At 68.9% G+C, this 10,172-nt stretch carries 12 protein-coding genes and 1 riboswitch; of the genes, 2 read left to right on the top strand and 10 right to left on the bottom strand.

From position 1 onward, the window contains the following. Positions 1 to 124: 124 nt before the first annotated feature. The 6 genes from ACWELQ_RS26340 to ACWELQ_RS26315 form a co-directional block, all read right to left on the bottom strand. Entirely contained in the window at positions 125 to 967 is an 843-nt protein-coding gene (locus tag ACWELQ_RS26340) for a hypothetical protein (protein ID WP_452399729.1), read from the bottom strand. Further along, a complete protein-coding gene (locus tag ACWELQ_RS26335; protein WP_452399728.1) occupies positions 961 to 1,680 on the bottom strand; it encodes an HAD family hydrolase in 720 nt (239 codons plus the stop codon). The genes ACWELQ_RS26340 and ACWELQ_RS26335 overlap by 7 nt, the downstream gene beginning before the upstream one ends. Further along, positions 1,677 to 2,462, bottom strand: a complete 786-nt coding sequence (locus ACWELQ_RS26330) for an AfsA-related hotdog domain-containing protein (RefSeq protein ID WP_452399727.1) — start codon at positions 2,460 to 2,462, stop codon at positions 1,677 to 1,679. The genes ACWELQ_RS26335 and ACWELQ_RS26330 overlap by 4 nt, the downstream gene beginning before the upstream one ends. A gap of 13 nt (positions 2,463 to 2,475) precedes the next feature. Beyond that, a riboswitch (SAM riboswitch) is annotated at positions 2,476 to 2,587 on the bottom strand. Between the two features lie 101 nt (positions 2,588 to 2,688). Then, positions 2,689 to 4,098, bottom strand: coding sequence for an MFS transporter (locus ACWELQ_RS26325; protein ID WP_452399726.1), 1,410 nt, complete (start codon positions 4,096 to 4,098; stop codon positions 2,689 to 2,691). Then, positions 4,076 to 4,702: an FMN-dependent NADH-azoreductase gene (locus ACWELQ_RS26320; RefSeq protein ID WP_452399725.1), complete on the bottom strand. Its 627-nt coding sequence runs from the start codon at positions 4,700 to 4,702 to the stop codon at positions 4,076 to 4,078. The genes ACWELQ_RS26325 and ACWELQ_RS26320 overlap by 23 nt, the downstream gene beginning before the upstream one ends. 100 nt (positions 4,703 to 4,802) lie before the next feature. Further along, positions 4,803 to 5,369, bottom strand: coding sequence for a hypothetical protein (locus ACWELQ_RS26315; protein WP_452399724.1), 567 nt, complete (start codon positions 5,367 to 5,369; stop codon positions 4,803 to 4,805). A 360-nt stretch (positions 5,370 to 5,729) separates the two neighbouring features. Here ACWELQ_RS26315 and ACWELQ_RS26310 point away from each other — a divergent pair, with 360 nt between their 5' ends. Continuing rightward, entirely contained in the window at positions 5,730 to 6,458 is a 729-nt protein-coding gene (locus ACWELQ_RS26310) for a serine hydrolase (protein WP_452399723.1), read from the top strand. 3 nt (positions 6,459 to 6,461) lie between these two features. Here the strand turns inward: ACWELQ_RS26310 and ACWELQ_RS26305 are convergent, their stop codons facing one another. Genes ACWELQ_RS26305 through ACWELQ_RS26295 form a run of 3 tightly spaced genes read right to left on the bottom strand, consistent with a single transcriptional unit; the run spans position 6,462 to position 7,796 of the window. After that, positions 6,462 to 7,064: a TetR/AcrR family transcriptional regulator gene (locus ACWELQ_RS26305; RefSeq protein ID WP_452399722.1), complete on the bottom strand. Its 603-nt coding sequence runs from the start codon at positions 7,062 to 7,064 to the stop codon at positions 6,462 to 6,464. After that, on the bottom strand, positions 7,057 to 7,476 hold the full coding sequence (locus ACWELQ_RS26300; RefSeq protein WP_452399721.1) for a hypothetical protein: 420 nt from the start codon (positions 7,474 to 7,476) through the stop codon (positions 7,057 to 7,059). Before ACWELQ_RS26300 ends, ACWELQ_RS26305 begins: the two co-directional genes overlap by 8 nt. Continuing rightward, positions 7,473 to 7,796 (bottom strand): hypothetical protein, encoded by a 324-nt coding sequence (locus tag ACWELQ_RS26295; protein WP_452399720.1) that lies wholly within the window; start codon positions 7,794 to 7,796, stop codon positions 7,473 to 7,475. Before ACWELQ_RS26295 ends, ACWELQ_RS26300 begins: the two co-directional genes overlap by 4 nt. A 536-nt stretch (positions 7,797 to 8,332) precedes the next feature. Between ACWELQ_RS26295 and chrA the strand changes: the two genes are divergently transcribed. Beyond that, entirely contained in the window at positions 8,333 to 9,544 is a 1,212-nt protein-coding gene (gene chrA / locus ACWELQ_RS26290) for a chromate efflux transporter (protein ID WP_452399719.1), read from the top strand. A gap of 34 nt (positions 9,545 to 9,578) precedes the next feature. Here chrA and ACWELQ_RS26285 read toward each other — a convergent pair. Further along, positions 9,579 to 10,172 (bottom strand): TetR/AcrR family transcriptional regulator (locus tag ACWELQ_RS26285; protein WP_452399718.1); only part of this gene is annotated, 594 nt, incomplete at its 5' end.

Genomic DNA, 10,172 nt, shown 5'->3' with positions numbered 1-10,172 from the left:
GCCGTTGCCCCTGACACTCGGTCCCGTGCTGCGCCGCCCGCTGCAGATCCCGATGCGGACCACCGCGCGGAAGGTGTCCCGCGCCGCGCGGTGATCGACCGGTGGCCGACGGTGATCGGCCGGTTCAGTCCCGGGTCACGAACTCGCTGAACACCGGGTCGGGCAGTTTGAGCTGGGCGTGAATATCACCGCCCAGTCCGAAATGTCCTATGGCACCGCCATAGTTCTGCTGATAGCTCTGCCACAGCACCACCACGCTGATGATCCGGTTCGCTCCCGGCAGTGCCGGATCCGGGAACGGGTTGGGCAGCACGGCCCGGTAGGTCGCCGCCCCGTCGGCATCGGTGATGAAGACATTCGGGACACCCAGCGGCCCGGGCCGGGTCGGTGCGTCCCGGTCCAAGTCCTTGGCCCGCAACGACATCACCGTGTACAGCGAGTCCGGGATGAGCCCGCTGAACTCGAAGCGGAACTCTCCGGTCCGAGCCTCGTCGTCGACGGTCACTTCCAGGGTGCCGCGTGCCCGCAGCCAGTCCCCCAGCGTGACGGCCGTGGTGAGTTTGCGCCCGTCCTCGGGCCGGATATCCGGGATCGGCGTCTCGTGGAACGGGTAGCTCGGCCGCCGCACCGTATCCGCGTCCGGTCGCTGATCGGGAGCGAACACCATCGGATAGTTGTTGGCGGGCAACGGCAGTGGCAGCGTGTGCAGCACGCTCCCGGCGTCCGCGTCCGGCAACTCGCCGGGCAGTTCCCGCACGATGGTGTACGCCGCCAGGTCACCGAACTTCGGTACGGGGGTGTCGGCCGCGACGATGGCCCGCCCCCACCGCCGGGTGACGGTCCCGTCCGGCCCCGGCACGACAAGATAGCCGACGACGATGAAATCGCCGTCGGCGTCGAGTACTTCGCTCGGCGGGTACAGCGGCCCCTGCGTGGTCGGGGTCAGGTCGTAGCTCTTGCTCACCATACGGACAGCGCTTCCTGCTCGGAGAGAAGGCGACCCGGATCGTCGACGGTATCGCCGACCCGGTCGCCGAGACGGGTCCAGTCGGGGCCCTGGGACGCGAGAACCTGGTCGTCCCCGCGAAAACCGGGGTGTCCCACGGCTTGCAGGAACGGCAGGTCGCTGGCGTGATCGCCGTAGCCGTAGCTGTTCGCGCGGGCGATCCCGTGCTCGCGCAGGTAGTCCGCGACGGCGGCGGCCTTGGCAGTGCCGATCATGGGCCGCCACACCTCGCCGGTGAGCACGCCCTGCTCGTCGACCACCGGGGTGGTGGCGATGACGTGGTCGGCCCCGAGCGCCGCCGCGACCGGGTCGATGGCCGCCGGAAACGACCCCGACAACAGCACCGTGGCGTGCCCCGAATCACGATGTGCGCGCAACGTTTCCACCGCTTCGGCGTAGTACACCCCGCCGCCCGCGCTGAACCCCGCGAACCAGCGTCGCCCGGCCTCGGCCAGCGCGTCGGCCCGCGCGCCCCGATAGGCCCGGTAGTAGTGCCGGTTGACCTCCTCCCGCGGCGTCCCCGCCGCGGCCCGGCGCTTGATCTCGTCGCTCAGTCGCGCGTATTCGCTGCCGTCGTCACCGTTCTCGGCCAGCCAGAAGCGCTGGAAGGCGAACATGCTCTTGACGGTGATGAGGGTTTCGTCGACATCGAAGAACGCGGCGCCGGCCGTCACGCCGCCTCCAGGTAGGCCGCGATCGCCTTGGCCGCCTTGTGCCGCTCGATCTGGGAGATGCGCTCGTTGGGCAGTGCCGCGTAGGTGATGCGGGTGGTGGCGACGCTGCGGTCGAGCTGGCGTACGTCCACCTCGATGGCGAATTCCAGTTTGGCCGGGTCCGTGACGGAGATCGGGGTGAGCACCGCGTGCAGGCTGGCCGGGAGCGGGAACAGGAAGGACTTGAACTCCAATTCGATGCTGTTCCACACGATGTAGAAGTGCTGTTCGGGCCAGCGACGGCCGTATTCGAGTTCGAACGCGCCGAGGAACAACTGCCGCACCGCTTCGACGATCACGATGCCCTGCACGTGTTCGCCGGTCTGATGGTCGAGCAGCAGTTCGTTGTCGCCGTGGATGCGCAGGTCCGCCCGGAACTCGGTATCGGATTCGCGAATCAGATTGGCCAGCAGCACATTCGAGTGCTGATACTTGTGCACCTGGTGGCGTGGGGCCGGTTCGTCGACCGGTCCGCTGACCCGCAGTCCGGCCGGGGCGTGCACCAGGGCCACGTGTTCGACATAGTCGAGATCGTGGCGCGTCACCCCCTGGCCGAGCCGCACGGTCAGCGGCCGGTCCGACTCCCGCCACCGGCCGCCCCGTAGCGCGGCCACCAGTCCCGACACCGTGAAGGCCCGGTCGTCCGCGGCGATGCCCCGGAAGCGGTCGGCCACCAGCAGCACCTCGCCGACGGCCACCTCCTCCGCCACCGCGGTCACCGAATCGAGCTGGGCTACAGACATTTTCCCTCCGAGAGCAAGACGCTTATGGCGACGCTCGCCGCCATCCGGTCGTCACCCGGAGCACCCCGCCGCCGTGGAGGGTTGCCGCCCAGCCAGCCGGGGCTTTGACACTGGAACTCATGACCGTGATCGAAAAGCTATGCGGCCCAATCTTTTTCCCCTACAGTTTCAACCACGGCGATTGAAACCCGGACGCGGAGGACGCCGCTGGCCCCCGCGCTCCGATTCACTCCGCGACAGTCACGCGCGTCGAGCCGACCGCCAATGCCGCACCCACCGCCGACAGCACCGCGATGGACAGCGCGACGACCGAATAGCCGTGGCGGGAAACCAGATTGGCGAGCTGCGGACCGCCGCTGGCCCCGACGAACAGAGCGAAGGTGTACAGCGCCGTGGCGGTGCCCCGCGCCGCGCCCGCATGGACCGCGATCGCCTGCACCGCCGCCGGGGCCGCCACCGCGATCGCCGTGACGAACACGAACAGCCACACCGCGACCCACACTCCGCCCAACGGCACCGCCGTGATCGCGGCCGCACCCGCCGCGATCGCCAGAGCGGCGATCAACCGGGTGGCGGGGGCGATGACGCCCAGCCGCCCGGCCAGCAACGGCACCGCCACCATGGCCGGAATCGCACTGGCACGCAACGCGAGCAGGGCGGCATTGCCCGAACCCACCCCGTCCGGCGGGGAGAGCTGGATCCCGGTATAGATCCCCACGAACGAGCCCAGGATGGCCAGGCAGCTCAGGTACAGCAGAGCCAGCCGAGCCTGCCGCAGCAGAATCCCGAAGGGCACGAACGCGGTACGCAACTCCCCCAGCCACCCGGCACCGCCGCCCGACGCGGTGTCCGGCGCCGGAGCCTGCAGCACCACGTGCAGCAGCACCGCCGAGAGCGCGAAAGCGATTGCGCCCGCGATGAAGATCGCGTGCCAGCCGAGGGCGTTGCCGATCAGCTGGGCCAGGACCTGCGCCACCACACCCGCACCCAGGAACGAGCTCGTCAGACAGGTGAGCGCGAAGATCCTGCGCTGCGGAGCGATGCGCTCCGACAGGTAGGCGAAGGCGGCCGGTGCGAAGAAAGAAGCGGTGAGCCCCTGCAGAATTCGCGCCGACAACCCGGTGGCGAGCCCGGGCGCGACCGCCACCAGCAGCGAGCTCACCACCGTCGCCAGCAGTCCGCCGACGATCACCGGCCGCCGCCCCCAGCGGTCCGACAGCGGCCCGGTCACCAGGAATCCCGCGCCGTAGGCCAGCCCGAACGCCGTGGTGGTCCAGGTCGCTGCCGACTTGGACGTATCCCAGTCGGCCGCAAGCCGATTCAGAACCGGCAGCACCACATACAGCTGCCCGACCACCAGGATCCCGACCGCGCAGACGGCCGCGACCGTCCGCCCGGTCGGCGCCCATTCCGGTTCGGCGGCGCCGCCCGCCCCGAGTTCCGTGTGAGGCTCGCGCACCCCGTCCGCTGGGAGAACCGGCTTCGCCGCGGTGGCTGATTCATCCTCCAATCTCACGTCCGCCTCGGGGGTCACGCCCCTGTCGAGGGCAGCGTCCGCCTCGAGCTTTTCGTCCGCCGTGAGGTCTGCATCCACCTCCGGCGCGCGGTCCGGGTCAGTAGTCGGCGGCGAGCTCACGGGCGCGCTCCTGGGCCGCGGCGAAGCCCGCTTCCGGGTTGTCGGTGAGGACGGTCGGGGCGAAGCGGATTTCGGCGATGTCCTTGATGCCGACGAAGTTCAGCCAGTCCGCGACGAACGGGGTGGCGAAGTCGGAGCCGAATTCGACCGGCACGCCGGGCTGGTGGACGCCGCTGGTGTACACGGTGACGGCGCGCTTGTCGGTGAGCAGCCCCGAATACCCCGCCTGCGGGTCGAAGGTGAACGCCCAGCCGGGCTGGGTGACGATGTCAACCCACTGCTTGAAGATGTAGGGCACACCCGCGTTCCAGATCGGGATATTGAGGACGTAGAGGTCCGCGGCCGCGAACCGGTCGAACACGGTGCGCGCCAATTCCCAGGCCGCGAGCTGCGGGGGCGTCTGGTCACGACCGGTGAACAGCGCGAGTTTGGCTTCGGCGGCGTGGGTGCCGAAGTCGGGCAGGTCGGCCTCGAACAGGTCGAGGGTATCGACGGTCAGTTCCGGATCGCGGGCGGTCAGCCCGTCGATGAAGGTCTGGGCCAGCGCCCGGGATTGACTGTGCGCACCGCGCGCCGAGGCATTGACATGCAGCAGGGTGGTCATCGAATTCCTTTCGTGGACAACGAAGTCCACGAATATCAAGACCTACCCTCCCGGCACGACGATTACGTGCGCGCTGATCCGAAGCCCGGCCCCGGAGAACTCAGGCCAGGATGAAGCTCAGTTGCAGCGCGTACCCGCCGCCCTGCCGCATCCACGAGTACCCGAACCAGACGCCCGGGGTGACCTCACGGATCTCGTCGTAGAGCTGCGGGACCGGCGACGGCGCGTAGTCCAGCACCCAGGCCGCGCCGCCGTCCACCACCGAGGGCCCGGTGAAGACATTGGCCTGGAACCCCTCGATCCCGGCTCCGGTGAGGCGGTTGAACAGATACCCACCCGCGGGGTTCGTGTAGAAGTCCTTGCCGATCCAGAACAGCGGCGCCCACGACTGCATCTCGCGCGGCGAGGCCACCCAGCCGTCCTTCGATCCGATCGGGACATCGCCGCGCGGGGCGTCGCGGTAGATCGCGTCCTGTTGCGCGGGGCTGCATCTGAAGCGCAACGAGTCCACAGTTGCTGATGTGTTGTCCGGGAACAGAACACAGCCGCCGCCGTAGTCCGTGTCGGCGTGAGCGAACACCGGGACAGCTAACGGCAGCACCCCCAGACCGAGGATGGCGAGGCTTTTTATCAGGGCATTTCGGAGGATCTCACACCTGGTACCCATCACTGTCTCCATCGGGATAAGTCCCGACCCACCAGTGATCTTAGTTCGCGACAAAATAGCTGATCAGAACCGATTCCGAACCGAGACCAGATCGATCCGCAGTTAACAGGAAATTGACAGCATTCAACTGGAAATGTCTCGAGGTTCGTGTCGATGTAATGGACTATGACCTCGATTCAGGCCCGCACACCGCACGCTCGGTGGACTTGGATCGCGGCCGGCAGTTTCGTCGCCGTGATCTCGTTGGCAGCACTCAGCGCCCCGCGCGCATCCGCCACTTCTCGTGACCAAGTAGGTCAAGACCAGGTTCCGGAGACCCCGCCGCCGGGAACGACTCTCGTCGTTCCGCATCCCATCGCGGTGACCGCGATCGCCCAGCAGATGCAGGCGGCCATCCAGGCCGCCTCGCCGGGCACCACCGTCGGCATCGACGTGGTGGACACCACCACCGGCACCCCGGTCGCCAGCCTCAATGCCGATCAGCAGTTCTACACCGCGTCGGTGGTGAAGCTGCTCATCGCGCTCGACACCCTGAAAAACCAGAACTGGCAACCGGATCCGGATACCACCGACCGGCTCACCCAGATGCTGACGACCAGCGACGACGATATCGCCGACGCGCTGTGGGACGACGGCGGCAACGACGCCATCATCGACCGCATGGTGAGCGCCATCGGCCTGACCGCCACCACCGCGCCCGAGGACACCGCGCAATGGGGTGAAACCCTCACCACGCCAAGGGATGTGGTGGCGATCTTCCACTACATCACCGGTTCGGTCCCGGCCTCTGCCCGGGATCTGATCATCGGCGCGCTGCACAACACCTCCGAGACCGCGGCCGACGGCACCAACCAGTACTTCGGGATTCCCGACGCGCTCACCGGCGCGAGCTGGGCGGTCAAGCAGGGCTGGATGGATCTGGATTCCTCCACCACCCTCGACACCACCGGCCTGGTCAGCCCGTCTCCGGATCAGCCGTATCGCTATGCGGTGGTGGTGCTTTCGCAGCAGCCGGCGGGCACCAGCTGGTCGGTGGCGGGTTCGGCCCTCACCGCGGGCGTGCAGTTGCTGCACACCGTGCTGAAGTAGCGCTCAGCCCAGCCACTGCCGCACCCGGTTTCGGGCGATGCGGCGGGCGTGTTCGGGCGAGACCCGATCGGGCTCGGTGACGACCGCGATGGCGAGCCCGTCCAGCAATGCCAGCAGTTCGGTTGCGGTATCCCGGGATTCGTCCGCGCGGGCGGGCGCGGCGCGGGCCAGCACCCGCGCCAGCAGGTCCTCGGTCTCGCGCCACTGCTCGCGATGCAGGGCCGCGATCAGCGGATCGTGTGCGGCGCGGGCCACCAGGGCCAGCCAGACCCGCGTCAGCCGGTCATCCGGCGTCGGCGGCAACAGCAGTTCGGTCAGGCTCAGCAGCTGGTCCTGCGGCGGGAATTCCCGGACGCCCGACCGCAGGAACCGTTGCGCGGCCTGGCCGCTCACGTGATGCCAGGCGGCGACCAGCAGTTCGGTCTTGGTGGAGAAGTGGTACTGCACCGTGCCGATGGAGACGCCGGCGCGGGTGGCGAGATCGCGGATGCTGACGCCCTCGATGCCATTCTCGGCGATGGCGTCGGCGAGGCGTTCCAGCAATTCCGCACGCCGGTCGGTGGTTTCGCCGGTGCGGCGGGTTCGAGCGCGCGACTCGTCAGCCACGGCGTCCTCTCTGTGTGCGTGCGGTGGAGTAGTACCGCCATGCCTGGCCGAGCAGCTTGCGCGCCAGCACGGCGGGTTCCGGGCGCTGATCCGCGCGCGGGGCACGGTCGGCGACCGCGGCGAAGAACAACAGCAGTATGCCCAGACCGCCGAGACCGAAGTACACCGCCTCGCCGAGCATGCCGACGATCAGGCGCGCCGAGGCGTGCTCATCGCCCGCGAGACCGGGCATGATCGTCGCGTTCTGGAGCCAATGCGCGCCCTCGGCGGCCAGCCAGGCGACCGCGCCCGCCACGGTGGCCGCGCCCGCCAGGCGGTGGCGGCGGGCCAGCGACAGCCCGAAAACTATGGTGGCCGTGGCGAGTACCGCGACAGCGATCTCACTCAGGCCGAACAGCGTCGCCCCGCTCACCGCGCCCACCCCGCGCCCTCGGAAGCGCCCGGGATGCGCCGGTGCCGTGCGATGGCGATCAGCAGCAGCGCCCACGCCAGGATGAGCAGCAGATTGCGCACGGCGGCACCGGTTTCCAGGTGCTCGGTCATGCCCTCGGCATCGCCGCCCAGCCACAGGGTGCGCTCGGCGACCAGCGCCACACCCGATCCGACCAGGGCGAGGATCGCGGCGGCGAGCGCGTAGGCGAACCCGCCGCCGAGGCGGCGTCGGTAGTACACCGCGAGCGCGGCACCGGCGGCCGGAGCGAGCAACCCCAGCAACTCGAACACTCTGAACATTCGATCACCCCTATACGAACGTACGCCAGACAGACTTAGATGCAGATCAGTCTGTCATACGATCGTATAGTTTCGCTACAGCGGTCAAGTCGAGAGCGCCCCGCGGTGCCGAGAACCCCGAGGGTGCGCGAAATTACGCCGAGCCCCACGCCTGCATCAGGTAGGTCCACTGGGCCAGGATCGAGGTGATGGTGTCGGTCAGGTTGATGGCCGCCGAACCGAGATTGATGACCGGATGGTTGTTGTCCACGATTACTCCTTCGATGCGAGGTGTCCGAACGCCGGGATGAACCGGCCGGGCTTATCGCCACGTTATTGCAGCACCACTGCAATAGCCAAAGGATTGCCCGTTTCTGTGACACAACGCACCGGCAGTGAGATCCGGGGCATTGGCCTGCACGGTCAGCCTCCTTCATCGGGTTTCAGCAAGGTCAGGGCGATCCGACCGCTCGAAAGTTGCGCCGCAATTCAGGTTCGCTGGAAGGTGTCTTGAAAGTCCGTCTCGCATGGACCTACGGCCCGCGTTAGGGTCGGCCGTGCTTCCGGACAGCGATACCCGGCCGGTCCGGTTGCGGACCATCGCCGTCGAGTGGGGACGCATTGGCTGCCTCGGTTTCGGCGGCCCGCCCGCCCACATCGCGATGCTGCGCGCCCTGTGCGTCGAGCGTCGCGCCTGGATCAGCGCCGCGGACTTCGAGGACGGCATCGCCGCCACCAACCTGTTGCCCGGCCCGGCGTCCACCCAGCTGGCGATCTACACCGCCTGGCGGCTGCGCGGCACGGCCGGTGCGCTGCTCGGCGGATTCTGCTTCATCGCACCGGGTTTGACCCTCATCCTGATCCTCGCCGCGCTCTTCCTGGCCGCCGACAGCCCACGCTGGGTGCACGGCGCGGCCGCCGGAGCCGGAGCGGCCGTCGCGGCCGTGGCCGTCCACGCGGCCACCGGCCTCGCCCCCGCGAGCTGGCAACGCACCGGCCCCACCCGCCCGGCCCGAGCACGCTGGATCGCCTACGCCGCAACGGGTCTGGTGGCGGCCACCTTCCTCGGCCCCTGGCTGGTCCTCGTCCTCATCGGAGCCGGTCTGCTGGAAGTCCGCGCCCGCCGCAGCACCGGTCCGAAGGAGAGCAGTCCCGGGCACGACCCGTCGGGTCCCGACGGTCCCGGGCATAAAAGGTTGAGCGCCTGGCCGATTGCGATGACGGGGCCGACCGGTGGCGGGATGGCGGCGGTGGCGTGGGTGGCGTTCAAGGTGGGGGCGTTGTCGTATGGGGGTGGGTTCGTGATCATTCCGCTGATGCAGGCGGATGCCGTGGACCGGTACGGGTGGATGAGTGCGGCGCAGTTCTTGAATGCGGTCGCGCTGGGGCAGATCACGCCCGGGCCGGTGGTGCAGACGGTCGCGGTGGTGGGGTACGCGGCCGCGGGGGTTCCGGGCGGATTGCTCGCCGCCGCGGTCGCTTTCGCACCGTCGTTCGCGTTCGTGCTGGCCGGGGGACGGTACTTCGATCGGCTGCGTGCCGATGCGCGGGTGCAGGCGTTTCTCACCGGCGCGGGGCCTGCCGCGATCGGCGCGATCGCCGGGGCGGCGATTCCGCTCGCGCTTGCGCTGCATCATGTCTGGCAGTTCGCGGTGCTCGCCGGTGCGGCACTGTGGCTGCTGGCCGCCCGGCGCGGCGTGGTGAGCGCACTACTGGGCGCGGGAGTGCTGGGGGTGGTCGCGGCAGCGGCGGGACTCCCGATCGGCTGAGCGGCTCCGGATCGGCTGCGCAACAGGTTTCGGGCTAGACGGTGATGCCGAGCGCGCCCGCGACCGCGCGGGTGAGATGGTCGGTGACCTCCGCGGGTGACCAGTTGCGATGCTCGGTGAGGTCGTAGACGACACGCTCGTCGAAGATGGTGATCCACAGCAGGACCGCGTAGGTGAGGTCGTGCTCGGTGGTCTTGGCTTGCCGGGCAAGCGAGTTCAGGATCTCGGTGAGGATGTCGTGCAGGGCGGTGATGGACTCGTCGCCGGCGGCGAGACGTTCGATGAAGCCCTTGGAACTGCGGATGTAGCGCACCGCCGGGCCCCACTGGGCGGCCTGGTCCACCCAGGTGCGGCAGCAGCGGTGGAAGCGGTCCACCGGGTCGGGTCCGGCGTCGACCGCCGCCAGCGCCTCCACCAGTTGTTCGATGGCCCGGCGGTGAAACGCTTGCAGCGCGTCCTGCGGCGTCGGGAAATGCCGGTACGCGGTGGCCACGCCGACACCCGCCGCGGCGGCGAGTTCCGGGATGGAGAAGCCGATCCGGCCTGCCTGCAGCAGGTTCTGGACGGCGTCGACCAGCAGCACGCGGCTGCGCTGGGCGTCACTGCGGGTGTTCACGGGCACGCCTCC

The organism is Nocardia sp. NPDC004722 (genome assembly GCF_053601505.1).
The sequence above is the reverse complement of the archived record's forward strand: the minus strand, read 5'-3'. Positions and strand labels throughout refer to the sequence as shown.

What these genes read in the sequence shown, in the direction of transcription:
- ACWELQ_RS26295 (WP_452399720.1), bottom strand. Translation starts at nt 7,796, where the DNA reads ATGTTCAGAGTGTTCGAGTTGCTGGGGTTGCTCGCTCCGGCCGCCGGT.
- ACWELQ_RS26320 (WP_452399725.1), bottom strand. Translation starts at nt 4,702, where the DNA reads ATGACCACCCTGCTGCATGTCAATGCCTCGGCGCGCGGTGCGCACAGT.
- ACWELQ_RS26340 (WP_452399729.1), bottom strand. Translation starts at nt 967, where the DNA reads ATGGTGAGCAAGAGCTACGACCTGACCCCGACCACGCAGGGGCCGCTG.
- ACWELQ_RS26315 (WP_452399724.1), bottom strand. Translation starts at nt 5,369, where the DNA reads ATGGGTACCAGGTGTGAGATCCTCCGAAATGCCCTGATAAAAAGCCTC.
- ACWELQ_RS26330 (WP_452399727.1), bottom strand. Translation starts at nt 2,462, where the DNA reads ATGTCTGTAGCCCAGCTCGATTCGGTGACCGCGGTGGCGGAGGAGGTG.